Here is a 25,544-nt window from a genome sequence, read left to right as displayed (position 1 = left end):
CGCCAGGGCGGCCACGATCGCTGCGCGGGCAGCGGCGGCGGCTGCGATGGCTACTCGGCCAGGTCGGAGTAGTGGATGGCGGCCACGTCCGGGTGCGCGCGCAGTCGGCTCTTCAAGGCATTCTCCCCGTAGGTGGAGAAGATCGGGTTGTCCGGGTCGGCCGTGACCCCGGGCGCCTCGAGGGAGTCCGGCAGGGTGAGCAGCGGGATGGTCGCGTCGAGCGCGGGGCCGAAGAAGAACGGAATCGAAACCCGGTCGTCGCCGATCAGAGGCGAGATCACCCGGTGCACGGTGGCCTTGAGATAGCCGTTCGTGGCCACCTCCAGCAGCTCGCCGATGTTGACCACGAAGGCGCCGTCGAGCGGGGGAGCGTCGAGCCAGTCGCCATCCTTCTCCACCTGCAGGCCACCCTTGCCGGGTTCGACGAACAGGAGGGTCAGCACCCCGGAGTCCTTGTGCGCGCCGACGCCCTGCCGGGGAGTGGGATCGGATTTGCCGGGGTAGCGCACGATCTTGATCAGGGTGAACGGCTTCTCGGCGAAGGCCGCGTCGAACACGTGCTCGTCGGCACCGAGAGACAACGCCCAGGCCTGCATCAGGCGGAGGGCGACCGCGGTGAGCTCGTCGCGCCAGAGGGTCATCACGTCTCGTAGCGCGGGGAGAGTGGACGGCCACTGGTTCGGTCCCTCGAGACGCAGGTAGTCGGCATCCGTGGGACGCGGAAGTGCCGGGCGTTCCGGCCCGATGTCAATCTGCTCGCGCCAGTCAACCGTACCCTGGGTGAGCTCGCCGCCCACCCGCGTGTAGCCACGGAAGTGCGGGCTCCGCAGGTTCTCGATCGCCATCTTGTCGGCTTCGGGGAGGGCGAAGAAGGCTCGGGCGGTGTGCATGACCCGATCCGTGAGGTCCGCGGGCACGCCGTGACCGGTCAGGTAGAAGAACCCGAAGGAGTGGGTGGCCTCCCGCAGATCGGCCCGAAAAGCCTCCGCCTCCGCCTCGCCCCGGTCGAGCCGCGAGAGGTCGAGTACGGGGAGGGTGAGGGCGGCGGTATCGGTGGTCATTGGTCTCTATCCCTCAGTCGTCGCCGGGCAGCAGCCCGCGGGCGGATTCGATGGTGTCGGTCTTGGCCGGCTGCACGATGGCCGGGATCCCCAGCAGCAGCGACTTGGGTGGGGCATCGCGGGTCACCACCGCGTTGGCGCCGATGGTACTCCAGGCGCCGATGACGATGGGCCCGAGCACCTTGGCGCCGGCGCCGATCGTCACCCCGTCGTGCAGGGTGGGGTGCCGCTTCTCCCCCCGGGCCACCCCGTGCCGGGTCTTCCCGCCGAGGGTGACTCCGTGGTAGAGCATCACGTCATCGCCGATGTCCGAGGTCTCCCCGATCACCACGCCCATGCCGTGGTCGATGAACAGCCTCCGGCCGATGCGGGCGCCGGGGTGGATCTCGATCCCGGTCAGGAACCGGGTGAACTGCGACAGGAGCCGGGCCGGAAGCCGCAATCCGGCCTCCCACAGCCGGTGGGACACTCGATACGACCACACGGCGTGCAGACCGCTGTACGCCAGGAACACCTCGATGTTGCTGCGGGCGGCCGGGTCGTGGGCGCGCGCCATAGCCAGGTCCTCACGGATGCTCGACAAGACACCCATTCGCTGCGTCGCCTGCCCGGTTCCGCCGACTAGTCCAGCAGGTCCTCGTAGAGCACCGTGGAGAGGTACCGCTCGCCGAAACTCGGCATGATAGCCACGATGGTCTTGCCGGCGTTCTCGGGGCGCTTGGCCTGTTCGATGGCCGCCCAGACAGCCGATCCGCCGGAAATGCCGGAGAGGATGCCCTCATCCGTTGCCAGCGCGCGCGCCGTGGACACGGAGTCGGCGAGCGTGACGTCGGTGACCTCATCGTAGACGTGCGTGTCGAGAACGTTCGGTATGAAGTTGGCGCCGAGGCCCTGGATCTTGTGAGGTCCGGGCTTGCCACCGGTGAGGATGGGGGAGTCGATCGGCTCGACGCCGACGATGCGCACGGATGGCTTGCGTTCCTTGAGCAGCTGACCGGTGCCCGTGATGGTCCCTCCGGTGCCGATTCCGGCGACGAGGATGTCGACGGCTCCCGCGGTGTCGTCCCAGATCTCGACGCCGGTGGTCGCGTAGTGGATGGCCGGGTTGGCCGGGTTGTCGAACTGGCGGGCCAAAATCGCCCCGGGGGTGGCGGCGGCGATTTCCTCGGCCTTCGTGACCGCGCCGCGCATGCCGTCGGAGCCCGGCGTCAGCACGATCCGGGCGCCGTAGGCGCGCAGCAGCTGGCGGCGTTCGCGGCTCATGGTCTCCGGCATCGCCAGGATGACCGTGTACCCGCGGGCGGCGCCCACCATGGCGAGGGCGATCCCGGTGTTGCCGCTGGTGCCCTCGACGATGGTTCCGCCCGGAGCCAGCTCGCCCGAGGCCTCGGCCGCATCGACGATCGCGATCCCGATCCGGTCCTTCACACTGCCCGAGGGGTTGTAGAACTCCAGTTTCACCAGAACCGTAGCGTCGAGGCCGGCGGTGAGTCGGTTCAGCTTGACCAGAGGGGTCTTGCCGACTGCAGCAGTGATATCGGAGTAAATCTGTGCGGGCATCGGTGGTCGCCTTTCGATCGGGGTCAGGAACCTCGCCCAGCCTACGGCTCCGGCAGAGGGCGCGTGCGTGCGTTACATTTCAATACGTGACAACTCCGCACGGCCACCATTCCATTCCCATCAGCTCAATTCCTACCGACATTGTTCCCACCGACATTGCCGAATTGCGCACCCGGGCCATCGACTCCCTTTCCCAGGCGGGGATCAGCGACCCCGACGTCGACGCCGATCTCCTGATCGGTCACGTTCTCGCCCAGAGCCGCGGCCAGGTGCAGGCCGCCGCCATCCTCGGCACCGCCCTGGACGCCGCGGATGCCGCGACCATCCGTGAACTCGTTCGTCGCCGCTGCCTGCGCGAGCCGCTGCAGCACATCACCGGGCGGGCACCCTTCCGCTCCCTCGAACTGTTCGTCGGACCGGGCGTGTTCGTTCCCCGCCCTGAGACTGAGCAGGTGGCGCAGTTCGCCATCGACGCGCTCCGGGCACTGCCCGACGCGGAGCCGATCGGGGTGGACCTCGGCACCGGCAGTGGCGCGATAGCGCTTTCCCTGGCGGTCGAGGTGCCGAACGCGCGCATCTGGGCGGTCGAGAACTCGCCGGAGGCCTTCCCCTGGACCTCCCGCAACTTCGAGCAGGTAGCCGCGCCGAATGCCACGCTGGTGTTCGGCGACCTCACCGACGCGCTCACCGAACTCGACGGAACCGTGGCCGTGGTCATCTCCAACCCGCCCTACATTCCGACGGATGCGATCCCGCGCGACCCCGAGGTACGCCTCTTCGACCCGGCCCGCGCCCTGTTCGGCGGCCCCGACGGGCTCGACGTGGTGCGGCACGTCTCCCGCACGGCCCTGCGCCTCCTGCGTCCCGGCGGCCAGATCGTGATCGAGCACGGTGAGCTGCAGGGGGCGCAGATCCGTGCCCTCCTGGCCGCCGACGGCTGGCGCGTCCCGGCCACTCACCGCGACTACACCACCCGCGACCGCGCCACCACGGCCCTCGCCCCCGTTCCCGCCGATCGGTGAGGGCGGTTCCCTCCGGGCGACTGCAGTAGAATCAGGCACAATGACTCGCATCTATGACTGCTCGGTTGACACGGAATACGCGGCCGGCATGAGGCTCGCGCGCTCGGCCATCGGCCGCGGCGCGCTCGTTGTCATCCCCACCGACACTGTCTACGGCATCGCCGCGGACGCCTTCGACCCGGAGGCGGTCCAGCGCCTCCTCGACGCCAAGGGCCGCGACCGTTCCTCGCCGCCGCCCGTGCTGATCCCCGGAATTCCCACCCTCGACGCCCTGGCCCAGAACATTCCGCAACCGGTGCGCGAGCTCGTCGCCGCGTTCTGGCCCGGTGGTCTGACGGTGGTGCTGAACGCCCAGCCGTCGCTCGCCTGGGATCTCGGTGACACCCGCGGCACGGTGGCCCTGCGGATGCCGAGCAACCCGGTTGCCCTCGACCTCCTCTCCGAGACGGGACCCTTGGCCGTGTCATCCGCCAACACCAGCGGCCGGCCCTCCGCGATCGACGCGGAAGGCGCCGAAGAGATGCTCGGCGGCAGCGTGGCCGTCTACCTCGACGGCGGAACGGCCGGACTCGGCTACGAACCCATCGGCGACCGGCCGGGGGACACCTCGTCGACCATCGTGGATGCCACCGGCTTCGACTCCAACGGCGGCAAGGTCGTCATCGTGCGGAACGGCGTGATCTCACGGGAGACCATCGAAGCCGTGATCGGAGAGGCGCTCGCGCCGATCGGGTTCGGCGCGCCTGAGGACAAGCCCGCTGCCGAAACCACCACCGAGCCGACCACCGAGCCCGGCACCGCAGTGAGGACCGAACCGGTCGATCCCGCTGCAGACGCACGCTAGCAATGACCGTCTTCGTCCTGCTCAGCCTGGTCTCGGCCCTGGTGACCCTCGGGTTCTCCGTTCTTGTACTCAAGCTCAGTCACCGCTACCGCCTCTATCCGAAGATCCGCGAGCGCGATGTGCACACGCGGCCCACGCCCCGCCTCGGCGGAATCGCGATCTTCGTCGGCATCGTCGCCGCCTTCGGTGTGGCCTACCTGGTTGCGGCCCGCTTCGCGCCGCTGCGACTCATCTTCAGTGACCCCCAGCAGATCCTCGCCATCCTGGGTGCAGCCCTGCTGATCGTGCTGCTGGGAGTGGCCGACGACCTCTGGGACCTCGACTGGATGACCAAACTGGCCGGGCAGTTCATCGCTGCCGGCCTCATCGCCTGGCAGGGCGTGCAGGTGTTGTCGCTGCCGATCGGCGGGCTGACCGTCGGGTCCTCCTGGATGTCGATCCTGATCACCGTGATCGTGATCGTGATCGTGATGAACATGATCAACTTCATCGACGGGCTCGACGGGCTCGTGGCCGGCGTCGCGCTCATCGCGAACGGCGTGTTCTTCCTCTACAGCTACCTGCTGGCCCGGGACACCTCCCCGAGCAACTACTTCAACCTCGCCTCACTGATCGCTGCCGTCCTGGTGGGTGCCTGCGTCGGCTTCCTGCCGCTCAATTGGCGGCCGGCGAAACTGTTCATGGGTGATGCGGGCGCCCTCCTGGTGGGTCTGCTGATGGCTACGTCCGCGATCGCGATCACGGGCCAGGTCGACCCGACCGCCGTAAACCGGTCGCAGCTCTTCCCGGCGTTCATCCCGATCATCCTGCCCGTCGCCATCCTGATCATTCCGCTCCTCGACTTCGGTCTGGCGGTGTTCCGGCGCGTCCGGGCCGGTAAATCACCCTTCAGCGCCGACCGCAAGCACTTGCACCACCGGCTACTGGACATGGGCCATTCGCACCTGCATGCCGTTTTGATCTTCTACGGCTGGACCGCGGCGGCATCCGTCGGTTGCCTGCTCTACTTTCTGCTCCCGGTGTATTTCGGGCTGCCCACCTGGTATGCCACAATTTTCCTGATCGTCGCGCTGCTGATCTGCACCCTCGTCACGCTGGCTCCGTTGAGTCGGCGCAAGGCCGTCGAGTCCGCCAGCCAGCTCGCCCGAACGGCCGAACACAGAGAAGAAATCGCCCGACTCGACCGCCTCGATGAGGCGTCCGCGACGGTGGAGGAAAACGTATGAACGCACCCGATCCCACCAGCTTGCCCACCACGCTCCGAGCGGTGCCATCGAACGCCAGGGGGGTCCTGACCGCAGTCCTTCGATACACAGGCTTCCTCGCGATTGCCATCGCGATCGTCGGCGGCGGACTCGGCTACCTTTTCGCGTCAACCGAAGGCCTCATCAGCGCCCTCATCGGCACCGCTCTTGCCGTGCTGTTCGCTTCGATCACTGCCGTGAGCATCATCGGGGCCATGCGGTTCGACATTGCCGCTTTTTTCGGCATCGTGATGGGGGCATGGCTGCTGAAAATCGTCGTGTTCATCGTGATACTCGCTCTGCTTCGGGATGCTTCCTTCGTGCAGACGACAGTTCTGTTCATCACCGTCATTGCCGGAGCCATCGGCACCATGATCGTCGACGTCCTGGTGGTCTTCCGCTCCCATCTGGGCTACGTGAGTGACGCCGTGCTCCCAAAAAAATCCGACCACCCCAGGTCCTGACCGGAACAGGGGCGGTCGATTAGTCGCCGTGAGCGAAAGTTGATAGAGTCAAAAAACTGTCACCGGCCGCAGTGTGATCCACTGTGCCACAGACCACACTTGACCATTGTCGCCGTTGTGCATCCGCACAGAAACAGGAGATAGCGCTGTTGTATTACGCTGCGAACTTACTGGTTCCCATGGCTACCGGCGATGAGTTTCAGGCTCCGGGCATCAGTGAGTTCCTTGGTCTCCCCGCGTTGTTCTTTGAGGGAACGCCCTTCGAGATCAACCGGATCATCCTGGTCCGCATCCTCGCCGTAGCCGTGATGCTCCTGCTCTTCTGGCTCGCCCTGCGCAAACCATCCCGGGTCCCTGGCCGCGGTCAGAGCATCGCCGAGCTTGTACTGGGTTTTGTCCAGGTGCAGATCGCCGATCAGATCCTCGGCAAGGAGATGGGTCGCCGTTACCTGCCCCTGTTAGCCGGCATGTTCTTCGGCATCCTTGCGATGAACGTCACGGGCGTAATCCCGGCCCTGAACATCTCGGGCACGGCACTCATCGGCATGCCCCTGCTGCTCGGTCTCGTCGCCTACGTCGTGTTCATCTACGCGGGTATCAAGCAGCTCGGCGCCGCCAAGTTCTTCAAGAACTCGCTCTTCCCGGCCGGTGTGCCGTGGCCGATCTACATCTTGCTCGCCCCGATCGAGTTCATCAATATCTTTATCGTGCGGCCGATCTCGCTCGCTTTGCGACTCCTGCTCAACATGATGGTCGGACACCTCCTGCTCGTGCTGTGCTTTGGGGCGACGAGCTTCTTCATCTTCACTGCAGGTGGCTGGTTGGGGCTCTTCGGAATCGGGACGCTGGCGTTCGGGTTCATCTTCACTTTCGTCGAGTTCGCCGTGTTCATCCTCCAGGCGTACATTTTTACCCTCTTGACCGCGGTGTACGTCCAACAGGCCGTGGCTGAAGAGCACTGACACACACAACTGCGTCGACCGACGTCGTTTTCGATTGAAAGGACACACATAGTGGAATCCACCATTCTTGCCGAGATCACCGGCAATATCGCCACCGTAGGCTACGGTCTTGCCGCGATCGGCCCGGGTATCGGCATCGGTATCGTCGCCGGAAAGACCGTTGAAGCCATGGCTCGCCAGCCCGAACTCGCAGGCCGTCTCCAGGTCACCATGTTCCTCGGCATCGCGTTCACGGAGCTCCTTGCCTTCATCGGTGTTGCCGTCTTCTTCATCTTCGTCTAGGGATCGCCACCATGCCTGAGCTTGTTCTGGCAGCAGAAGCGGAAACGAATCCGTTCCTTCCTGCCATCTACGACATCACCTGGTCGGCTGTTGTCTTCCTGGTCGTCATGGTCTTCTTCGTGCGCTTCGCGATCCCGCGCTTCCGCCAGATCCTCGACGATCGTGCGGAGGCCATTGAGGGCAACATCGCCAAGGCAGACGATGCCCAGCGCAAGGCCGAAGCTGCTCTCGAGCAGTACACGACCCAGCTGGCCGAGGCGAGGGCCGAGGCCGGCAGGATCCGCGACGCCGCTCGCGTCGACGGACAGACGATCGTGAACGAGCTCAAGGAGCAGGCCGTCATCGCCGCCGCTCGGGTAACCGCGACGGCGAAGGCTCAGATCGTGGCCGAACGTCAGGCCGCAGTGATCTCCCTGCGCAGCGAAGTCGGCACACTGGCCATCGACCTGGCCTCCGGCGTCATCGGCGAAAGCCTGACCGACGACGAAAAGGCCAGCGGCATCGTCGACCGATTCCTGGCTGACCTCGAGGCCTCGGAGAAAGTGGTCCGGTAATGGGTAGCGCCACCAGGGAAGCCTTAGCCTCCACACGGGCGGTTCTGTCCCGCCCCGGGGGAACGCACGACCTCGCGACCGGCGTCAATTTGTTGAACTCCGGTCGTGTTATTGGCCACACGTCACAGCTTCGGTCGGCTTTGGTCGACCCGTCAGCGGATGCGGCGGCGAAGGCCACCCTCGTGAGCGCAATCTTCTCGGGCGCGATGACGCCGACCGCGCTGGAGCTGCTTCAAGCCGCCTCCGCCGCACGCTGGTCGAACCACACCGATCTTCTGGCCGGCATCGAAGACCTCGGCCTGCGGGTGATTGCGTCTTCGGCCACGGTCCCCGGGCAGGTGGCGGAGGAACTGTTCGCGTTCGGCAAGACCGTGTCGTCCAACGGCGAACTCGAACTCGCCCTCGCCTCAAAGCTCGGCACCACAGCGGCCAAGGTGAGTGTTGTTGACGCCCTCCTGGCCGGCAAGGTCTCCGAACAGACGCTCGCGATTGTTCGACACCTGGTGCAGCAGCCCCGCGGTCGCCGCATCGGGGATTTGCTGCGCTACGCCGCATCCATCGTCGCGGACCAGTCGGATAGCTCGATCGCCACGATCACGTCGGCCGCCGCGTTGGCTCCGGAGCAGGTTGATCGCCTTCGAGCCAGCCTCACGGTGCGCTATGGGCGTCGGCTCACGATCAACGAGGTTGTCGACCCCGAAATTGTCGGGGGCGTCCGCGTTCAAATCGGTGACGACGTCATCGATGGCAGCATTGCCACCCGTCTTAAAGATCTGAGAATCCAGCTCGCTGGCTGACCGCTTCAGTCAGTACCACACACCTCGGGACGGCAGCGTCTCGTGCACGACAGAACCTGTACACCCAGTACAGAAAAGGGAAGATGATGGCAGAACTAACGATCAGCCCCGATGAGATCCGTGACGCTCTCCAGGACTTCGTGAAGTCCTACGAGCCGAACAAGACCGCGACGACCGAGGTTGGCTACGTCACCACGGCCGGCGACGGCATCGCGCACGTCGAGGGCCTTCCCAGCGTGATGGCGAACGAGCTCATCACGTTCGCGGACGGCACCCTCGGCCTCGCCCAGAACCTGGACGAAGACGAGATCGGCGTCGTCGTTCTCGGCGAGTTCGCCGGAATCGTCGAGGGCATGGAGGTGCACCGCACTGGTGAGGTCCTCTCCGTACCCGTCGGCGACGGCTACCTCGGCCGCGTCGTCGACCCGCTGGGGGCGCCCATCGACGGGCTCGGCGAGATCAAGAGCGAAGGCCGCCGCGCGCTGGAGCTACAGGCACCCGGCGTGATGGACCGCAAGTCGGTTCACGAGCCCATGCAGACCGGAATCAAGGCCATCGACGCCATGATCCCGATCGGCCGTGGCCAGCGTCAGCTGATCATCGGAGACCGCCAGACCGGCAAAACCGCGATTGCGATTGACACGATCATCAACCAGAAGGCCAACTGGGCGACGGGCGACGTGAACAAGCAGGTTCGATGCATCTACGTCGCCATCGGTCAGAAGGGTTCCACGATCGCCGCCGTCAAGGGTGCGCTCGAGGATGCCGGAGTCATGGAGTTCACGACCATCGTCGCGTCCCCGGCCTCCGACCCGGCCGGCTTCAAGTACCTCGCCCCGTACACCGGCTCGGCCATCGGTCAACACTGGATGTATGCCGGCAAGCACGTCCTCGTCATCTTCGACGACCTGTCCAAGCAGGCCGAGGCCTATCGTGCGGTGTCGCTGCTTCTGCGCCGCCCGCCGGGACGTGAGGCGTACCCCGGTGACGTGTTCTACCTGCACTCCCGTCTGCTCGAGCGTTGCGCCAAGCTGTCCGACGCCCTCGGTTCCGGATCGATGACCGGCTTGCCGATCATCGAGACCAAGGCGAACGATGTCTCTGCCTACATCCCGACCAACGTGATCTCGATCACCGACGGTCAGATCTTCCTGCAGTCCGACCTGTTCAACGCCAACCAGCGTCCCGCGGTCGACGTGGGCATCTCGGTCTCCCGAGTCGGCGGTGACGCTCAGGTCAAGTCGATCAAGAAGGTCTCCGGCACTCTGAAGCTCGAGCTGGCGCAATACCGTTCGCTCGAGGCCTTCGCGATGTTCGCCTCCGACCTCGACGCGACGAGCCGTCGCCAGCTCGGTCGTGGCGCACGCCTGACCGAGCTGCTCAAGCAGCCGCAGTACTCGCCGTACCCCGTCGAAGACCAGGTCGTCTCGATCTGGGCCGGCACGAACGGCAAGTTCGACGAGGTGCCCGTGGCCGACGTCCTGCGCTTCGAGCGTGGTCTGCTCGACCACCTGGGCCGCACCACGAGCGTACTTACGACACTGCGCGACACCAACGTTCTCGACGACGCGACCATCGCGACGCTCGAGATCGAGGTCGACAAGTTCAAGCAAGGATTCCAGACGGGCGAGGGCAAGCCGCTCGCCTCGGTGGGTAAGGAAGTCTTCGAGGCGATTCCCGCTGACAAGGTCAACCAGGAAAAGATCGTCAAGCACCGCCGCTAAGTGACATCGGCCGCGCTCCCGACTCGTTCGAGCCGCGGGGCGCGGCCGGCATCACTCGATCGCCCGCACCAATTCAGCACTGACAAGGAAGCACAGGAGACACATGGGAGCGCAACTTCGGGTCTACCGGCAGAAGATCAAGTCTGCCCAGACGACTAAGAAGATCACTCGGGCCATGGAGTTGATCTCTGCCTCGCGCATTCAAAAGGCCAAGGCTCGCGTCGCCGCGTCAACCCCGTTCGCTCGTGCCGTCACGCAGGCGGTGTCCGCGGTAGCGACGTACTCGAATGTCGCCCACGTGCTCACGACCGAACCGGAGAAGATCGAGCGCGCTGCGGTCGTCATCTTCGCCTCCGACCGTGGTCTCGCGGGGGCGTTCAGCTCGCAGGTGCTGCGTGAGGCCGAATCGCTCAGCGAGCTGCTGCGCAGCCAGGGTAAGGACATCGTCTACTTCCTGGTGGGTCGCAAGGCCGCGTCGTACTTTAATTTCCGCCGCCGCGTCTCCGAGCGCATTTGGACCGGTTCCACCGATCAGCCGCAGTACGAGACCGCATGCGATATCAGCGACGCGCTGCTCGAGGCCTTCCTCCGCGAAGCGGACGACGGTGGCGTCGACGAGATCCACGTCGTCTACAACCGGTTCGTCAGCATGGTCACCCAGCTTCCTCAGGTTGTCCGGCTGCTTCCCCTCGAGGTCGTGGAGGGCGGTGAGGAGCCTGGTGACAACCAGGTCCTGCCACTCTATGAGTTCGAACCGGACGTTGAAACGGTGCTGGACTCGCTCCTGCCCGTCTACATCGAGAGCCGTATCTTCAACTCCATGCTGCAGTCCGCCGCAGCCGAGCACGCCGCACGTCAGAAGGCCATGTCATCGGCCTCCGACAACGCGGACAAGCTAATCAAGGACTACACCCGGCTGTCCAACAACGCCCGGCAGACCGAGATCACGTCGCAGATTTCCGAGATCGTGGGTGGAGCCGACGCGCTCTCATCCGCCAAGCACTAAACCAGAGAAGAGAGAGCTATGACTGACACCGCAACCGCGCCAGTCCATGCACCGGTCGAGACCGTGGCCGTGGGCCGGATCGCCCGGGTCACGGGCCCGGTCGTCGACATCGAGTTCCCGCACGACTCGATTCCGGGCATGTACAACGCATTGAAGACCACCATCGTCATCGGTGATGTGTCGACCGTGATCACGCTCGAGGTTGCCCAGCACTTGGGCGACGACCTCATTCGCGCCATCGCGCTGAACCCGACCGACGGTCTGGTTCGTGGCCAGGAGGTCCGGGACACCGGCTCGCCCATCACGGTTCCCGTCGGGGACGTTACCAAGGGGCGCGTGTTCAACGCCATTGGCGAGGTGCTCAATGCGGAGCCCGGCGAGAAGATCGAAATCACTGAGCGCTGGCCCATCCACCGCAAGCCACCGCCCTTCGACCAGCTGGAATCCAAGACGCAGCTGTTCGAGACCGGCATCAAGGTCATTGACCTGCTCACCCCGTACGTTTTGGGTGGAAAGATTGGCCTGTTCGGTGGTGCCGGCGTCGGCAAGACCGTTTTGATCCAGGAAATGATCCAGCGTGTCGCGCAGGACCACGGTGGAGTGTCCGTGTTCGCCGGTGTCGGTGAGCGCACCCGTGAGGGCAACGATCTCATCCACGAGATGGAAGAGGCGGGCGTCTTCGACAAGACCGCCCTCGTGTTCGGCCAGATGGATGAGCCGCCGGGGACGCGTCTGCGCGTCGCCCTCTCCGCGCTCACCATGGCCGAGTACTTCCGCGATGTTGCCAAGCAGGACGTGTTGCTCTTCATCGACAACATCTTCCGGTTCACTCAGGCTGGCTCTGAGGTGTCGACCCTTTTGGGCCGTATGCCCAGCGCTGTGGGCTACCAGCCGACCCTGGCCGACGAGATGGGCATCCTGCAGGAGCGCATCACGTCGACCCGTGGCCACTCGATCACGTCGCTCCAGGCCATCTACGTGCCTGCTGACGACTACACCGACCCGGCCCCGGCGACCACGTTCGCCCACCTCGACGCCACCACCGAGCTGTCGCGTGAGATCGCTTCGAAGGGCCTCTACCCGGCCGTCGACCCGCTCACCTCGAGCAGCCGTATCCTCGACCCCCGCTACCTGGGTGCCGATCACTACAACACGGCCGTTCGCGTCAAGGCGATTCTGCAGAAGAATAAGGAACTGCAGGAGATCATCGCGATCCTCGGTGTCGACGAGCTTTCCGAGGAAGACAAGGTCACCGTCTCCCGCGCACGCCGCATCCAGCAGTTCCTGTCGCAGAACACCTACATGGCCAAAAAGTTCACGGGCGTCGAGGGGTCCACGGTATCGCTTAAGGACACCATCGAATCCTTTACGGCGATTGCCAATGGTGACTTCGACCACGTGGCCGAGCAGGCTTTCTTCAACGTCGGAGGCATCGCCGACGTCGAAGAGAAGTGGGCGAAAATCCAGAAGGAGAACGACTAGTCATGGCCGATTCTTCGCTCAAGGTCAGCGTCGTCGGGGCGGACCACGAGGTGTGGTCCGGCGAGGCGAGCATGGTTGTCGCCCGCACCGTCGAAGGCCAGATCGGAATCCTCCCCGGGCACGAGCCCATGCTGGCCATCCTGGCCAGCGGTGAGGTGCGCGTGACCCTGAGCGGCGGCGAGAAAATCATCGCCGAGGCGGCGGACGGCTTCCTGTCGGTCGCCAACAATGTGGTCACGATCGTCGCTCGCAAGGCAGAACTCGTTTAGTCAGTGTGCTGATCCTTCTGCCGCCGTCCGAGACGAAACGTCACGGGGGCATCGAATTACCGCTTGACCTGCAGAGCCTCACGTACCCGTCGCTTGGACCCAAGCGGCGGGTACTTGTGCGTGCGCTGCAGTCGCTTGCGAAGCATCCGGATGCGATGATGTCGGCCCTAAGACTGGGTCGCACGCAGTCCGCGGAGGTGGACCGCAATCGCGTGCTGTCCTCCGCCGCCACAATGCCGGCCATCGACCGGTACACCGGCGTCGTCTATGACGCCCTCGACGCCGCCAGCCTGTCCCCGTTGGAACGCGACTGGGCAGGCCGGAACGTCCTCGTGCATTCCGCCCTGTTCGGGCCGGTCGGCGCTCTCGATCTCCTCCCGGCCTACCGGCTGTCCTGCGATTCCAGGCTGCCGGAGCTGCCGCTGAAGAAGCACTGGGCGGGCGCTGTGGGTTGCGTTCTGGCGGGGTCAGCGGGGCTCCTGCTGGATCTCCGCTCGAACGGGTACGTGGCGCTCGGCCCCGCGCCGGTGCGGCCCGACGCGGTGTTTCTGCGCGTGGTCACGGAGACGGCGGACGGCCAGACGCGAGCCGTGAACCACTTCAACAAGACGGCCAAGGGGAACTTCACCCGGGCTCTGATCCGGCACGGTCGGTCCTTCGACACCGCCGTAGAGCTGCTCGACTGGGCACCGGGGGCAGGCTTCGATTTGCGCCCGGGAGCGGTCCGGGAACTGAATCTGGTCGTCTCCGCCGAGGTTGCCGCAACCCGAGGCTGACGCGGGCACATTCCGGCCCTAGGCTGGCTTTCGTGTCCACACCAATGAATGTCACCGTCACCGGCGCCGGCGGACAGATCGGCTATTCGCTGCTCTTCCGGATCGCGTCCGGAGACCTCCTCGGCCCGACCGTTCCCGTCAACCTGACCCTGATGGAGATCCCCTCGGGGCGCGCAGCAGCCGAGGGCACCGCCCTCGAACTGCAGGACTGCGCGTTCCCTCTCCTGCGCTCCGTGACGGTCACCGAAGACCCCGTGCGCGCCTTCGACGGCGTCAACATCGCCCTCCTGGTCGGATCCCGCCCTAGAGCCGTCGGCATGGAGCGCGTCGCGCTGCTCGAAAGCAACGGCCGCATCTTCGGTCCGGTGGGGGCCGCCCTCAACGCGGGCGCGGCATCCGACGTGCGCGTGCTGGTCGTGGGCAACCCCGTCAACACCAACGCCCTGGTGACTAGTGCCTTCGCCCCCGACATCCCCGCCGACCGGTTCACCGCCATGACGCGACTGGACCACAACCGCGGCATCGCTCAGCTAGCAAGCCGGCTGCAGGTGCACGTCGCCGAACTCGACGGTCTCACCATCTGGGGCAATCATTCCGCCAGTCAGTACCCGGATGTCTTCCACGCCACCGCCGGGGGACGTCCGGTCTCCGAGCTGGTGGCGCAGGACTGGCTCGTCGACGATTTCATCCCCCGAGTGGCGAACCGAGGCTACGAAATCATCCAGGCCCGCGGTGCATCGTCCGCGGCCTCCGCGGCCAGCGCAGCCATCGACCACGTTTACGACTGGGTCAACGGGACCGGTGAGCGGTGGACCTCGGCGGGCGTCAGCTCCGACGGCTCCTACGGCGTGCCGGAGGGGCTCGTGTGCTCCTTCCCGGTTCGGGCTGTCGACGGCCGCTGGCAGATCGTGCCGGACCTGGCGATCAACGCGTTCTCGCGGGCGAGGATCGACGCGTCCGTCGCTGAGCTGATCGAGGAGCGCGAGGCCGTACGCGCATTCGGCCTGTTGCCGTCCCTCCGATAGACGCGCGAGTCCCGAAGGCTGGGGGCGATGAGGATTCGCGGATTGGGGGCTCCGCAGCGGTCGTTTTCGATGACCACGTCGGAGAGACGTGACCGCGAGTCGGAGGGGGATGAACGTGCGCTCCGACCGCCGTATGTCTGAGTCCGAGGCCTCGCGGCGACTTCGTCCCGAACGAATTCGACGGAGATTCCGCCCGAATATCCCCTAAATCCCAGAAATGTGCTCATTTTCGGCAGAATCTCCGTCGAATTGGTTCGACACCGGACACGGCGCTCCGCCCGTGATGAACGGCGTCCACACGGTGCAGTCAGGGCTGAAGTGCGGGCGCGCCAGAACCAATCGTTCAGGACTTACTCGCCTCGAGGAGCACCTCACGCACAACAGCCCGCGGTCGGGCAGCCCGCGGTCGGGCAGCCCGTGGCAGTCAGGGCGGCGGTTGGCAGCGTGGCGGCTGGCAGGGCGGCGGTCGGCATAGCGTCAGCCGTCGGCGTTGGGGTGGTCAGGCGTCGTTCGACCGATGGCATCCGCTCAGGTGGTCGTCGACGAGGCCGGCCGACTGCATCAGGGCGTACATGGTGGTGGGGCCGACGAACGTGTAGCCCCGGGTGCGCAACTCCCGGCTCAGTGCCATCGATTGCGGTGTGGTCGCCGGGACCTCGCCGCGCTCCCGCAGCCGGTGGCGACGGGGTTCGGGCGCGAAGCTCCAGATCAGCTCGGTCAGGCTCTCGCCGAGGTCACGGGTGACCTGGGCGTTCCGGATGGCGGCCTCGATCTTGCCGCGGTGCCGGATGATGCTCGCATCCCCGAGGAGCCGGGCGACGTCGACGTTGTCCATCACGGCCACGCGGTCGACGTCGAAGTCGTAAAAGGAGGCCCGGAAGGCCGGCCGACGTCGCAGGATGGTGATCCAGGACAGGCCGGCCTGGAACCCCTCGAGACACAGCTTCTCGAACAGCAGCCTCTCGTCCCGGAGCGGTCGCCCCCACTCTTCGTCGTGGTAGCGCTGGTATTCTGGGTCGCCGCCGACCCAGCCGCAGCGGGCGAGCCCGTCGTCACCGAGCTTCAGTGAGGCGGATGTCGTGGCCTCGGCTGGCAGCGCGCCGGTCGCCGGGGTGCTCATGAGCGGTGCTCGATGCCCTCGTGGTCGAGGAGCCAGACCTTGGTGGGCACTCCGCTGCCGCCGCTGTAGCCGGTGATGCGACGGTCGGCGGCGAGCACCCGGTGGCAGCCGATCAGGATCGGAACGGGGTTCGCCCCGACGGCGCCGCCCACGGCCCGGCCGGACCCCGGCTTGCCCAGCGATCGTCCCAGCTCGCCGTACGAGGTCGCCTCGCCGAAACCGAGCTCGGACAGTCGCTGCCAGACGCCCTGCTGGAACGCAGTGCCCCCGCTCGGCGCCACGGGCAGGTCGAAAACCGTGCGGGTGCCCCCGAAATACTCCGCCAATTGGCGCGCGGCCCGGTCGAGCAGGAACGACGGGGCTTCCGGGGTCTCGTCGAGGGGCAGCTGTCCGTCGCGTTCGATGGAGAGGGAGAGGATGCGCTCGGCGTCACTCGTGAGTTCCAGCCGCCCAATGGGGCTGGGCAGCCGGATCAGGAAGGTTCCGATGGTCGTCATGCCTCGACTGTAGTCGGCGGCGCCCTGCGCACAGCGCGGGTTTCGGACCTGGCGTGGGAACAACGCCGGGCCGGGCTGGGGAGGAACCGGCCGGCTTCAGGCGAGCCGAGTGTGGGGATACTCGGGGGAGCGGTGCTGGAATGCCAGGATGTTGGGATTCCGGATGATCCCCTCGTGGATCTCGATGGCCCGCCGAAGGGTCTCGTTGGCGGTCCAGGCGACCTCGCCGGCAAGGACCTCGCGCAGGTACGGCAACAACGCCTCGCTGATCTCCCAGGTGGCGGAGCTCCAGAGGTACGACGGGCTGTGGTCGACCGCGTAGTAGGTGACGTTGGTGCCGACCCGGAAGGTCGGTTCGTCGAACGTCGTCGATTTCGCCCAACTGAAACCCATGCCGGTGTCACAGGACACGTCGATGATCAGCGACCCCGGGGCCACCATCGGGAGGTCGTCGTCGCTCAGGAAGATGAGCGGGGCGTTTGGGTCCTGCAGCACGCAGTTCACGATGATGTCGTGGCCGGCGAGAAACTCGGGCAGCGGCACCCGTTCGTTTCCCGGCAGGGCGAAGTTCCCGTTCGTGCCGTCGCCGTGGTCGAGCTGCACGATCTGGGCGGAGTGGATCGGGGAACTGACCGCGGTCACGTCGCGATTGGTCAGCACCGTGACGTCGTAGACACCGAGGGCGTTGAGCGCCGTCACGGCGCCCCGGGCGGTGGCCCCGAAACCGATCACCGCGGCACGCAGCTTGCGGCCGTAGTCGCCCGTCGAACCGATCAGGAACAGGGCGTGCAGCACGGAGCAATACCCCGCGAGCTCGTTGTTCTTGTGCAGCACGTGCAGGTGGAACTCGCCGCCTCCGGTCCAGTGGTTCATCGCCTCGAACGCGATCAGGGTCAGCCGCTTGTCGATGGCAAGCTGGGTGAGTTCCTCATCCTGCACGCAGTGCGGCCAGCCCCAGAGCACCTGTCCATCGCGCAGCGCCGCGACATCCGCCAGCAGAGGCTTGGCGAGCAGGATGACGTCGCACTCCCGGATGAGGTCCGCGCGCGAGCGCAGCCCTCCCACGAGCGGGACCAGCTGCTCGTCCGACACGCCGAACTGCTCGCCGTAGCCGCGCTCGAGGAACATCCGCTCCCGGAGGTCCGGATCGATCCGTTCGACATGTGACGGATGAATGGGCAAGCGCCGTTCATTCGGCTTACCGGAACGGGACATGACTCCGAGTGTGAAACGACTCACTGGTACCCCTTCGTGGTTGAGTCCTGTCTAGCACAGGCCGGCGAGCCTAATGTGGAGGGATGGAGCAGATGGAGTACCGCAGACTGGGCAATTCGGGGCTCATGGTGTCCACGATCGGGTTGGGCTGCAACAATTTCGGACGCGCCGGAACCGCGACGGAGAGCCAGGCCGGAACCACCGCCGTCGTCAACGCGGCCGTCGACGCCGGGATCACCCTGTTGGACACTGCCGATATCTACGGCGCGGAACGCGGCCTCAGCGAGACGCTGATGGGTTACGCGCTGCGGGGCAAGCGCGACCAGATCGTGCTCGCCTCGAAGTTCGGCATGGACATGAACGGTCGGAACGGACCCGACTGGGGTGCCCGCGGCTCACGTCGCTACATCCGACTGGCCGTCGAGGCGTCCCTCCGGCGCCTGCAGACCGACTGGATCGACCTTTACCAACTGCACCAGCCTGACCCGAACACCCCGATCGAGGAGACCCTGCAGACCCTCGACGACCTGATCCGCGAGGGTAAGGTGCGCTATATCGGCCACTCCAACCTGGCCGGCTGGCAGATCGCCGAGGCGGAGTTCACCGCCCGGCTGACGGGGCATCCGCGGTTCGTTTCGGCGCAAAACGAGTACAGCCTGCTGGTGCGTGACGCCGAAGACGAGGTGCTGCCGGCCGTCAATGCCTACGGGCTCGGCTTCCTGCCCTTCTTCCCCCTCTACAACGGGCTCTTCACTGGCAAGTTCTCCCGTGCGGGCGGCCCCGCCGACAGCCGCATCATGATGGTCCGGCCGCACCTGACCCGGAACGCGCCCTGGGACGTTATAGAAAAGTACGAAGCGTTCTGCGACCAGCGCGGCGTGACCATGCTCGCCGCCACCTTCGCCTGGCTGTTGGCCCAGCCGGGGCTCACCAGCGTCATTGCCGGAGCGACCCGCCCGGAACAGATCCTGCAGAACGCCACCGAGGGCAGCGCGTGGAGGCCGTCGCCCGAGGATGTGGCCTGGATCTCGGACCTCTTCGCCTGAACCGTCCTCCTGGAACCCGAACCCCCATCCACCTTGTGAGTGAGTGCTCACTCAGATAGACTGGGGGGATGTCCGTCAAACCTGCGCGCGCGAAAGCCCTATCCGTCGAGGACCGGCAGTCGATGATCCTCGACGCGGTCACACCGCTGCTGATCGAGCACGGTCAGACCGTCACCACTCGGCAGATCGCCCAGTGTGCCGGGATCGCCGAGGGCACCATCTTCCGAGCCTTCGACAGCAAGGACAACCTGCTCCGGGCGGCCATGGACCGTCAGCTCGACCCCGAGCCGTTCCGTCTCGAACTTGCCGCGCTCGACCGTGAGCTCCCGCTCGAGGAACGGGTGCGTGCCATGTTCTCCCTGCTACGCCGCCGCTTCGCGCAGGTCTTCGCGCTGATGACGGCGGTGGGCTCGATGGGCAGACCCCACACCCACGACGTCGCGCACGAGTTCACCGTGCTGCTCGCCGACGTGCTCGCGCCTGACCTCCTGCGCCTCACGGTTGCCCCGGAGCGGGCAGGGCAGGTCATCCGGATGATCGCGCTTGCGGCATCCGTGCCCCACATCACGGCCGGCCCCGACTTCGACGACGATGAGCTCACCGCCCTCATCCTCTACGGCATCATCGGCTCCCCGACGCCGACGAACGCCCCCCGCTAGGAGATCCGATGCTCCGAAAACTGCTCGTGACATACCTGCGGCCGTACCGGCGGCTGCTGGCGGCCGTCGTCGTGTTCCAGCTGGCCCAGGCGATCGCCTCGCTCTATCTGCCCACCCTCAACGCCGACATCATCGATGAGGGCGTCGCCACGGGAGACACCGAGTACATCCTGCGCATCGGTGGCCTGATGCTGCTGATCACCCTGTTCCAGATCGTGTGCGCGATCGTCGCCGTCTACTTCGGCGCGAAGGCCGCCATGGGGCTCGGACGCGACCTGCGCGGCGCTGTCTTCTCCCGGGTCGGCGAGTTCTCCGAGCAGGAGGTCACCCGGTTCGGCGCCCCGTCGCTGATCACCCGGTCGACCAACGACGTGCAGCAGGTGCAGATGCTCGTGCTGATGACCGCCACCATGATGGTCACCGCACCGATCCTGTCCATCGGCGGCGTGATCATGGCCATCCGGCAGGACGTGCAGCTGTCTTGGCTGATCGCCGTGAGCGTGCCCGTGCTGTTGATCGCGGTCGGGCTGATCATCGCGCGGATGGTGCCGTTGTTCCGCCTGATGCAGACCCGCATCGACACGGTGAACCGGGTACTGCGGGAACAGCTCACGGGCATCCGCGTCATCCGGGCGTTCGTGCGCGAAGACGTCGAGTCCGTGCGGTTCGGCAAGGCGAACACGGATGTCACCGACACCGCCCTTCAGGCCGGCCGCCTGATGGCCCTGATGTTCCCGGTCGTCATGCTCGTCCTGAACGTCTCCAGCGTGGCCGTGATCTGGTTCGGGGCGTTCCGGATCGAGGACGGGTCCATGCAGGTCGGCACCCTGGTTGCCTTCCTCAGCTACCTGATGCAGATCCTGATGGCCGTGATGATGGCCACGTTCATGGTCGTGATGATCCCGCGGGCGACCGTGTCGGCCGACCGGATCGGCGAGGTGCTCGAGACCGAGTCCAGCGTGCGCCCGCCGCGCCACCCCGTCGTCGACAGTGTCGGCCGCGGCGAGGTGGAACTCGTGGACGTGGGCTTCGCCTACCCCGGCGCCGAGCAGCCGGTGCTCTCCGGCGTGAGCTTTACCGTGCATCAGGGGCAGACCACCGCGATCATCGGCAGCACGGGTTCGGGCAAGACCACCCTGGTCAACCTGCTGCCGCGCCTCTTCGACGCCACCAACGGCAGCGTGCGGGTCGACGGGGTGGACGTGCGCGAGCTCCACCCCGACCTGCTCTGGGGCAGCATCGGGCTGGTGCCGCAGAAGCCGTATCTGTTCTCCGGCACCGTGCGCAGCAACCTGCTCTACGGCAAGCCCGACGCCACTGAGGCGGAACTCTGGGAGGCACTGACCATCGCGCAGGCCCGCGACTTCGTGGCGGAGATGCCGGACGGACTCGATGCCCCGATCGCGCAGGGCGGCACGAATGTGTCCGGCGGGCAGCGGCAGCGCCTGGCCATTGCCCGGGCCCTGGTCAAACGGCCCGAACTCTACATCTTCGACGACTCGTTCTCCTCGCTCGACCTGGCTACGGATGCTCGGCTGCGCCAGGCACTGGCCGTCGGCACGGGCGGCGCCACCATGGTGATCGTCGCCCAGCGGGTGTCGACCATCGTCGGCGCCGATCAGATCCTGGTGATCGAAGGCGGCCGCATCGTCGGCCGCGGCACCCACGACGAGCTGCTCGAATCGAACGAGACGTACCAGGAAATCGTGTCGTCCCAGTTGGCGGCGGAGGAAGCAGTATGAGCCAGACATCCGGGGCCTCGGCCCGCCCGCCCGCGCGGGGCCCCGGCCACGGTCCGTTCGGCGGTATGAGCGCCCCCGCCGAGAAGGCCATGAGCTTCGGCCCGTCGGCGAAACGGCTGCTCGGCACGCTGCGCCCCGAGCGTCTGTGGCTCGGTCTGGTCCTGGTTCTCGCCGTCGCGAGTGTCACGTTCTCCGTGCTCGGACCCCGTCTGCTCGGCGAGGGCACGAACCTGATCTTCTCCGGCGTCATCTCCCAGGACCTGCCTGCCGGGGTGAGCCAGGCCCAGGTGATCGACCAGCTGCGCGCCTCCGGCGACACCGGCAGGGCCGACCTGCTCAGCGGGATGACGCTGACGCCCGGCCAGGGCATCGACTTCGCGATGCTCTCCACCGTGCTGCTCTGGGCGATGGCGCTCTACCTGCTGTCCTCGGTGTTCGCCTACGTGCAGGCCTATGTGCTCAACGGCGTCGTGCAGCGTACCGTGTTCCGGCTCCGCAGCGAGATCGAGGCGAAGATCAACCGCCTCCCGCTGCGCTACTTCGACACGGTGCAGCGAGGCGAGCTGCTCAGCCGTGTCACCAACGACGTGGACAACGTTTCACAGAGCCTGCAGCAGTCGCTGAGCCAGGCCGTCACCTCACTGCTCACCGTGGTGGGCGTCATCGTGATGATGTTCCTGCTCTCGCCTCTCCTGGCCCTGATCGCCCTGGTCACGGTGCCGCTGACCCTGGTCACGACCGTCCTGATCGCCCAGCGCTCGCAGAAGTTGTTCGTCGCCCAGTGGACCCACACCGGCGAGCTGAACGGCCAGATCGAGGAGACCTTCACCGGCCACGCCCTGGTCACGGTGTTCGGTCGCCGGAAGGAGGTCGAGCAACGCTTCCGAGCCAAGAACGACGAGCTCTACGAGACCAGCTTCGGCGCCCAGTTCGTCAGCGGCCTGATCATGCCGGCGATGACATTCATCGGCAACCTCGTCTACGTCGGGATCGCCGTCGTCGGCGGCCTCCAGGTGGCATCCGGGGCCATGCAGCTCGGCGATGTGCAGGCGTTCATCCAGTATTCCCGCCAATTCACTCAGCCGCTGGCCCAACTCGGGTCGATGGCGAACCTGCTGCAGTCCGGCGTCGCCTCCGCCGAGCGGGTCTTCGCCCTGCTCGACGCCGATGAGCAGAGCCCCGACCCGGAGCGCGCCGAGGCCCCCACGGCCGCCCACGGCCGACTGGTCTTCGAGAACGCCTCGTTCCGCTACACGGCGGACAAGCCGCTGATCGAAAACCTCAGCCTGGTGGCCGAGCCCGGTCAGACCGTGGCCATCGTGGGCCCCACCGGGGCAGGAAAGACCACGCTGGTGAACCTGATGATGCGCTTCTACGAGCTCGACGCCGGCCGGATCACGCTCGATGGCGTGGACGTGCGCCGAATGACCCGCGATGACCTGCGTGGACGCATGGGCATGGTGCTGCAGGACACCTGGCTGTTCGGCGGCACGATCCGCGACAACATCGCCTACGGGCATCCGGATGCCACGGAGAAGGAGATCCTGGACGCGGCGCGCGCGACCTACGTGGACCGGTTCGTGCGCACGCTGCCCGACGGCTACAACACCGTGCTCGACGACGAGGGCAGCAACGTCAGCGCCGGCGAGAAGCAGCTGCTCACCATCGCCCGCGCGTTCCTCGCCAAGCCCAGCGTGCTGATCCTGGACGAGGCGACCAGCTCGGTCGACACGCGCACCGAGGTGCTCGTGCAGAAAGCGATGAGCGCCCTCCGCGCCGAGCGCACCAGCTTCGTGATCGCGCACCGGCTCTCCACGATTCGGGACGCCGACCTGATCCTGGTGATGGAGGCCGGCCGGATCGTCGAGCAGGGCACGCACGAGGAACTGCTGGCAACGACTGGCGCGTACCACGCCCTCTACACCGCCCAGTTCGCGGCGGCGGTCGCCGACGAGGTCTAGGGGCCGTCTCCGAGACCGACCCGCAGGTGCTCCGTCCGGAACGAATTCGACGGAGATTTTGCCCAAAGCGGCCCCAGAATGACCAAAAACCGCTCTGGAGACCAGAATCTCCGTCGAATCGGTTCGGTCAGGCCCGGCGGTGCGCCTCCAACTCGCGCGCGCAGTCGATGCACAGCTCCGCGGACGGCCGGGCCTCGAGTCGTTCCCGGCCGATCGGTTCGCCCCGGCGGGTGCAGAACCCGTAGCTGCCGTCCGCGATGCGCGCCAAGGCCTGGTCGATCGCCGCGGACTGCGCCGCCAGGTCGCTGTGCACACCCGAGATGCGCGACCACTCCATGGTCAGGGTGGGTCCTTCGGGGTCGTGCTCGTCGTCGGCGGTGCCGGCGTTTCTGGCCTCGAGCACACCGTCGAGGGTGGTGCCGATCCGGCCGAGCGCGATGTCGAGGTCGTGGCGCTGATGGCGGAGCAGCTTCTCGAAGTGCCGCCGGTCGGCGGGGGTCAGTTTCGTCTGGGTGGGCATGGGCGTCTACTCCGCTGCCGGGGGGCGACGTGAGCCGCCGGCGCGCGCTGTCGAGCCGTCATTCCGGTGCATGATTCCCGTCCTCTCAAGCTGGGCACGGCAATGCGCCGGCACGCTGCGTGGTTTTCGCTGTTGAGGATACGCCCGCGCCGGCCGGCTGTCGCGGGGCGGTGAGGGGTGAGGGGTCGCTTCAGGCGACCGTGACCGGGATATCGTGCAGGCCGGTGGCCCCATCGGGGATCACGTCCCGGTGCACGGAGGTTTGCACCAGACCCGCGGCATCCGTCGCCCGAACCCGCAGGGTGTGGCGCCCGGCCGATGCCGGCCAGACCCAGCTCCACTGCCGCCAAGTGTCGGCCGAGATCGCGTCGGCCAGGGTCGCGTCGTTCCAGGCTCCGTCGTCAACTTGCACCTGCACACCGCGGATGCCCACGTACTGCGACCAGGCCACGCCCGCCACGATCACCGGTCCGGCAGCGACGTCGGCGTTCCGGCTCGGCACATCGATCCGGGAGGAGAGCTTGACCGGTCCTCGGTCGGTCCAGCCGCGCGTCGTCCAATAGGCGGTCTCCCGGTCGAAACGGGTCACGTTCAACTCGATCACCCACTTCGTGGCCGACACGTAACCGTAGAGCCCAGGCACGACCATGCGCACCGGGTAGCCGTGCTCGAGGGGAAGCGGCTCCCCGTTCATCCCCACCGCGAGGATCGCGTTGCGGTCGTCGGTGAGCACCTCCAGTGGGGTGCCCGCGGTCCAGCCGTCCTCGCTGCGGGAGAGCACCATGTCGGCCCCGGCCAGAGGCCGGGCGCGCGCCAGCAACAGCCGGATCGGGTAGCCCAGCCAGGTCGCGTTGCCGATCAGGTCGCCGCCGATGGCGTTGGAGACGCAGGCGAGAGTGGTCGTGCTCTCCTCGAGGGGCAGGGCGAGGAGCTCGGCGAAGTCGATCTCGATCTCCCTCTCGACCATCCCGGTGACCGTCAGCGTCCAGGTTCCCGGGTCGATCCGGGGCACCTGAAGGGCGGTGTCGATGCGGTAGAAGTCGGCGTTCGGGGTGATCAGCGGAGTGAGGCCGGGGATCTCCAGCGCGGCACCGGCCGGGATCGGGGCACCGGGTACGGCCGCGGCCGGCAGCGTGAAGCGCGCGCGCGCGGCATCCGTCGCCCGGATACCGGCCGAGATCAGCTGCCCGCCGGCCGCGGCGAGCACGCCCAGGCCGGCGCTGGCCCCGGCCCAGGCCAGGAACCGACGGCGGTCCGGGGCGGATGCCTCGGCGCCTGCGGGCGTGCGGCGCAGCTGGGCGACCATCACCGTGAGGAGCACGGCCGAAACGACCATCGCCAGCACTGCGGGTATCGCGTCGAAGGCGGCGGTATTCTCCCGGGACAGCACCGCGAAGACGGCCAGCGCGCCGGCCAGGGCCACGAGGACCCGCCCGATCGGCGGCCGCCGGAACTCCAGCACCCCGGCGGCCGCGGCCAGCACCACGGCACCGAGCGCGACGCAGAACACCAGGACGACCTTGTCGGCCGTGCCGAACAGGGCGATGACGAGTTCCTTCAACCAGGCCGGGGCACGGTCGATGACGAGCGCGCCGACGGCGAAGATCGGGCTGCCCACCGGGGCGAGCAGGGCGGCCGTCAGCTCGGCCGCGCCGAGGCCGGCCAGTGCGGCGGCCACGCCGGCCGTCGCGGGCCGCCCGAGCCGTGCCGAG

At 66.7% G+C, this 25,544-nt stretch carries 26 protein-coding genes; 18 read left to right on the top strand and 8 right to left on the bottom strand.

All coding sequences use genetic code 11. From position 1 onward, the window contains the following. Nucleotides 1-50: 50 nt before the first annotated feature. From E3O22_RS06435 to cysK, 3 genes are read right to left on the bottom strand one after another with little or no spacing between them, the layout of a single operon-like run. On the bottom strand, nt 51-1,061 hold the full coding sequence (locus E3O22_RS06435; RefSeq protein WP_134395742.1) for an isopenicillin N synthase family oxygenase: 1,011 nt from the start codon (nt 1,059-1,061) through the stop codon (nt 51-53). Between the two features lie 13 nt (nt 1,062-1,074). Beyond that, a complete protein-coding gene (gene epsC, locus E3O22_RS06430) occupies nt 1,075-1,653 on the bottom strand; it encodes a serine O-acetyltransferase EpsC (protein ID WP_134395740.1) in 579 nt (192 codons plus the stop codon). Between the two features lie 29 nt (nt 1,654-1,682). Then, nucleotides 1,683-2,621, bottom strand: a complete 939-nt coding sequence (gene cysK, locus E3O22_RS06425; RefSeq protein WP_134395738.1) for a cysteine synthase A — start codon at nt 2,619-2,621, stop codon at nt 1,683-1,685. A gap of 140 nt (nt 2,622-2,761) precedes the next feature. Between cysK and prmC the strand changes: the two genes are divergently transcribed. The 14 genes from prmC (at nt 2,762) to E3O22_RS06355 (ending at nt 15,072) form a co-directional block, all read left to right on the top strand. Further along, nucleotides 2,762-3,643 carry a peptide chain release factor N(5)-glutamine methyltransferase gene (gene prmC, locus E3O22_RS06420; RefSeq protein ID WP_241973298.1) on the top strand — a complete coding sequence of 294 codons (882 nt, stop codon included), beginning with the start codon at nt 2,762-2,764 and terminating at the stop codon, nt 3,641-3,643. 40 nt (nt 3,644-3,683) lie between these two features. Further along, nucleotides 3,684-4,487 (top strand): L-threonylcarbamoyladenylate synthase, encoded by an 804-nt coding sequence (locus E3O22_RS06415; RefSeq protein ID WP_134395737.1) that lies wholly within the window; start codon nt 3,684-3,686, stop codon nt 4,485-4,487. Between the two features lie 2 nt (nt 4,488-4,489). Further along, complete coding sequence (locus E3O22_RS06410; RefSeq protein WP_134395735.1) at nt 4,490-5,713, top strand: MraY family glycosyltransferase; 1,224 nt, start codon at nt 4,490-4,492, stop codon at nt 5,711-5,713. Next, nucleotides 5,710-6,195: a hypothetical protein gene (locus E3O22_RS06405; protein WP_134395734.1), complete on the top strand. Its 486-nt coding sequence runs from the start codon at nt 5,710-5,712 to the stop codon at nt 6,193-6,195. Before E3O22_RS06410 ends, E3O22_RS06405 begins: the two co-directional genes overlap by 4 nt. A 179-nt stretch (nt 6,196-6,374) precedes the next feature. Further along, the gene (atpB, locus tag E3O22_RS06400; RefSeq protein ID WP_104099701.1) at nt 6,375-7,157 is read left to right on the top strand and encodes a F0F1 ATP synthase subunit A; all 783 of its coding nucleotides are present in this window, start codon (nt 6,375-6,377) and stop codon (nt 7,155-7,157) included. 51 nt (nt 7,158-7,208) lie between these two features. After that, nucleotides 7,209-7,439, top strand: coding sequence for an ATP synthase F0 subunit C (atpE, locus tag E3O22_RS06395; RefSeq protein ID WP_174720104.1), 231 nt, complete (start codon nt 7,209-7,211; stop codon nt 7,437-7,439). An 11-nt stretch (nt 7,440-7,450) separates the two neighbouring features. Then, entirely contained in the window at nt 7,451-7,993 is a 543-nt protein-coding gene (locus E3O22_RS06390; protein WP_134395733.1) for a F0F1 ATP synthase subunit B, read from the top strand. Further along, the gene (locus E3O22_RS06385) at nt 7,993-8,790 is read left to right on the top strand and encodes a F0F1 ATP synthase subunit delta (RefSeq protein ID WP_134395732.1); all 798 of its coding nucleotides are present in this window, start codon (nt 7,993-7,995) and stop codon (nt 8,788-8,790) included. The genes E3O22_RS06390 and E3O22_RS06385 overlap by 1 nt, the downstream gene beginning before the upstream one ends. Nucleotides 8,791-8,876: 86 nt before the next feature. Next, entirely contained in the window at nt 8,877-10,514 is a 1,638-nt protein-coding gene (gene atpA / locus E3O22_RS06380; protein ID WP_104099721.1) for a F0F1 ATP synthase subunit alpha, read from the top strand. A gap of 103 nt (nt 10,515-10,617) precedes the next feature. After that, nucleotides 10,618-11,520: a F0F1 ATP synthase subunit gamma gene (locus tag E3O22_RS06375; protein WP_104099705.1), complete on the top strand. Its 903-nt coding sequence runs from the start codon at nt 10,618-10,620 to the stop codon at nt 11,518-11,520. An 18-nt stretch (nt 11,521-11,538) separates the two neighbouring features. Then, nucleotides 11,539-13,002 (top strand): F0F1 ATP synthase subunit beta, encoded by a 1,464-nt coding sequence (atpD, locus tag E3O22_RS06370; protein ID WP_104099706.1) that lies wholly within the window; start codon nt 11,539-11,541, stop codon nt 13,000-13,002. 2 nt (nt 13,003-13,004) lie between these two features. Beyond that, a complete protein-coding gene (locus E3O22_RS06365; RefSeq protein ID WP_134395731.1) occupies nt 13,005-13,271 on the top strand; it encodes a F0F1 ATP synthase subunit epsilon in 267 nt (88 codons plus the stop codon). Nucleotides 13,272-13,276: 5 nt separating this feature from the next. Further along, nucleotides 13,277-14,047 carry a YaaA family protein gene (locus E3O22_RS06360; RefSeq protein WP_134395730.1) on the top strand — a complete coding sequence of 257 codons (771 nt, stop codon included), beginning with the start codon at nt 13,277-13,279 and terminating at the stop codon, nt 14,045-14,047. Nucleotides 14,048-14,091: 44 nt separating this feature from the next. Next, on the top strand, nt 14,092-15,072 hold the full coding sequence (locus tag E3O22_RS06355; protein WP_134395762.1) for a malate dehydrogenase: 981 nt from the start codon (nt 14,092-14,094) through the stop codon (nt 15,070-15,072). 499 nt (nt 15,073-15,571) lie between these two features. On the opposite strand, the gene E3O22_RS06350 is transcribed toward E3O22_RS06355, so the two are convergent. From E3O22_RS06350 to E3O22_RS06340, 3 genes are all read right to left on the bottom strand, one after another. Then, the gene (locus E3O22_RS06350) at nt 15,572-16,192 is read right to left on the bottom strand and encodes a DNA-3-methyladenine glycosylase I (RefSeq protein ID WP_134395728.1); all 621 of its coding nucleotides are present in this window, start codon (nt 16,190-16,192) and stop codon (nt 15,572-15,574) included. Next, nucleotides 16,189-16,689 (bottom strand): methylated-DNA--[protein]-cysteine S-methyltransferase, encoded by a 501-nt coding sequence (locus E3O22_RS06345; protein ID WP_134395726.1) that lies wholly within the window; start codon nt 16,687-16,689, stop codon nt 16,189-16,191. Before E3O22_RS06345 ends, E3O22_RS06350 begins: the two co-directional genes overlap by 4 nt. Before the next feature lie 96 nt (nt 16,690-16,785). Continuing rightward, the gene (locus E3O22_RS06340; protein ID WP_198410577.1) at nt 16,786-17,904 is read right to left on the bottom strand and encodes a N(5)-(carboxyethyl)ornithine synthase; all 1,119 of its coding nucleotides are present in this window, start codon (nt 17,902-17,904) and stop codon (nt 16,786-16,788) included. 83 nt (nt 17,905-17,987) lie between these two features. Between E3O22_RS06340 and E3O22_RS06335 the strand changes: the two genes are divergently transcribed. From E3O22_RS06335 to E3O22_RS06320, 4 genes are all read left to right on the top strand, one after another. Then, nucleotides 17,988-18,950: an aldo/keto reductase gene (locus tag E3O22_RS06335; protein WP_134395723.1), complete on the top strand. Its 963-nt coding sequence runs from the start codon at nt 17,988-17,990 to the stop codon at nt 18,948-18,950. Nucleotides 18,951-19,018: 68 nt separating this feature from the next. Continuing rightward, a complete protein-coding gene (locus tag E3O22_RS06330; protein WP_134395721.1) occupies nt 19,019-19,609 on the top strand; it encodes a TetR/AcrR family transcriptional regulator in 591 nt (196 codons plus the stop codon). An 8-nt stretch (nt 19,610-19,617) separates the two neighbouring features. Then, a complete protein-coding gene (locus tag E3O22_RS06325; protein WP_134395719.1) occupies nt 19,618-21,351 on the top strand; it encodes an ABC transporter ATP-binding protein in 1,734 nt (577 codons plus the stop codon). Continuing rightward, a complete protein-coding gene (locus E3O22_RS06320) occupies nt 21,348-23,312 on the top strand; it encodes an ABC transporter ATP-binding protein (RefSeq protein WP_134395718.1) in 1,965 nt (654 codons plus the stop codon). The genes E3O22_RS06325 and E3O22_RS06320 overlap by 4 nt, the downstream gene beginning before the upstream one ends. A gap of 127 nt (nt 23,313-23,439) precedes the next feature. On the opposite strand, the gene E3O22_RS06315 is transcribed toward E3O22_RS06320, so the two are convergent. Together E3O22_RS06315 and E3O22_RS06310 are read right to left on the bottom strand one after the other, a co-directional pair. After that, nucleotides 23,440-23,832: a TraR/DksA C4-type zinc finger protein gene (locus E3O22_RS06315; protein ID WP_134395716.1), complete on the bottom strand. Its 393-nt coding sequence runs from the start codon at nt 23,830-23,832 to the stop codon at nt 23,440-23,442. Nucleotides 23,833-24,022: 190 nt separating this feature from the next. Continuing rightward, nucleotides 24,023-25,544: molybdopterin-dependent oxidoreductase (locus E3O22_RS06310; RefSeq protein ID WP_241976542.1), on the bottom strand; the 1,522-nt coding region annotated here is incomplete at its 5' end.

This window comes from Cryobacterium sp. TMT2-18-2, assembly GCF_004402245.1.
GTDB classification, from domain to species: Bacteria; Actinomycetota; Actinomycetes; order Actinomycetales; family Microbacteriaceae; genus Cryobacterium; species Cryobacterium sandaracinum.
This window is presented reverse-complemented; position numbering and strand designations above follow the sequence as displayed.

What these genes read in the sequence shown, in the direction of transcription:
- E3O22_RS06435 (WP_134395742.1), bottom strand. Translation starts at nt 1,061, where the DNA reads ATGACCACCGATACCGCCGCCCTCACCCTCCCCGTACTCGACCTCTCG.
- epsC (WP_134395740.1), bottom strand. Translation starts at nt 1,653, where the DNA reads ATGGGTGTCTTGTCGAGCATCCGTGAGGACCTGGCTATGGCGCGCGCC.
- cysK (WP_134395738.1), bottom strand. Translation starts at nt 2,621, where the DNA reads ATGCCCGCACAGATTTACTCCGATATCACTGCTGCAGTCGGCAAGACC.
- E3O22_RS06415 (WP_134395737.1), top strand. Translation starts at nt 3,684, where the DNA reads ATGACTCGCATCTATGACTGCTCGGTTGACACGGAATACGCGGCCGGC.
- E3O22_RS06410 (WP_134395735.1), top strand. Translation starts at nt 4,490, where the DNA reads ATGACCGTCTTCGTCCTGCTCAGCCTGGTCTCGGCCCTGGTGACCCTC.
- E3O22_RS06405 (WP_134395734.1), top strand. Translation starts at nt 5,710, where the DNA reads ATGAACGCACCCGATCCCACCAGCTTGCCCACCACGCTCCGAGCGGTG.
- atpB (WP_104099701.1), top strand. Translation starts at nt 6,375, where the DNA reads ATGGCTACCGGCGATGAGTTTCAGGCTCCGGGCATCAGTGAGTTCCTT.
- E3O22_RS06390 (WP_134395733.1), top strand. Translation starts at nt 7,451, where the DNA reads ATGCCTGAGCTTGTTCTGGCAGCAGAAGCGGAAACGAATCCGTTCCTT.
- E3O22_RS06385 (WP_134395732.1), top strand. Translation starts at nt 7,993, where the DNA reads ATGGGTAGCGCCACCAGGGAAGCCTTAGCCTCCACACGGGCGGTTCTG.
- atpA (WP_104099721.1), top strand. Translation starts at nt 8,877, where the DNA reads ATGGCAGAACTAACGATCAGCCCCGATGAGATCCGTGACGCTCTCCAG.
- E3O22_RS06375 (WP_104099705.1), top strand. Translation starts at nt 10,618, where the DNA reads ATGGGAGCGCAACTTCGGGTCTACCGGCAGAAGATCAAGTCTGCCCAG.
- atpD (WP_104099706.1), top strand. Translation starts at nt 11,539, where the DNA reads ATGACTGACACCGCAACCGCGCCAGTCCATGCACCGGTCGAGACCGTG.
- E3O22_RS06365 (WP_134395731.1), top strand. Translation starts at nt 13,005, where the DNA reads ATGGCCGATTCTTCGCTCAAGGTCAGCGTCGTCGGGGCGGACCACGAG.
- E3O22_RS06355 (WP_134395762.1), top strand. Translation starts at nt 14,092, where the DNA reads ATGAATGTCACCGTCACCGGCGCCGGCGGACAGATCGGCTATTCGCTG.
- E3O22_RS06350 (WP_134395728.1), bottom strand. Translation starts at nt 16,192, where the DNA reads ATGAGCACCCCGGCGACCGGCGCGCTGCCAGCCGAGGCCACGACATCC.
- E3O22_RS06345 (WP_134395726.1), bottom strand. Translation starts at nt 16,689, where the DNA reads ATGACGACCATCGGAACCTTCCTGATCCGGCTGCCCAGCCCCATTGGG.
- E3O22_RS06340 (WP_198410577.1), bottom strand. Translation starts at nt 17,904, where the DNA reads ATGTCCCGTTCCGGTAAGCCGAATGAACGGCGCTTGCCCATTCATCCG.
- E3O22_RS06335 (WP_134395723.1), top strand. Translation starts at nt 17,988, where the DNA reads ATGGAGCAGATGGAGTACCGCAGACTGGGCAATTCGGGGCTCATGGTG.
- E3O22_RS06330 (WP_134395721.1), top strand. Translation starts at nt 19,019, where the DNA reads ATGTCCGTCAAACCTGCGCGCGCGAAAGCCCTATCCGTCGAGGACCGG.
- E3O22_RS06325 (WP_134395719.1), top strand. Translation starts at nt 19,618, where the DNA reads ATGCTCCGAAAACTGCTCGTGACATACCTGCGGCCGTACCGGCGGCTG.
- E3O22_RS06320 (WP_134395718.1), top strand. Translation starts at nt 21,348, where the DNA reads ATGAGCCAGACATCCGGGGCCTCGGCCCGCCCGCCCGCGCGGGGCCCC.
- E3O22_RS06315 (WP_134395716.1), bottom strand. Translation starts at nt 23,832, where the DNA reads ATGCCCACCCAGACGAAACTGACCCCCGCCGACCGGCGGCACTTCGAG.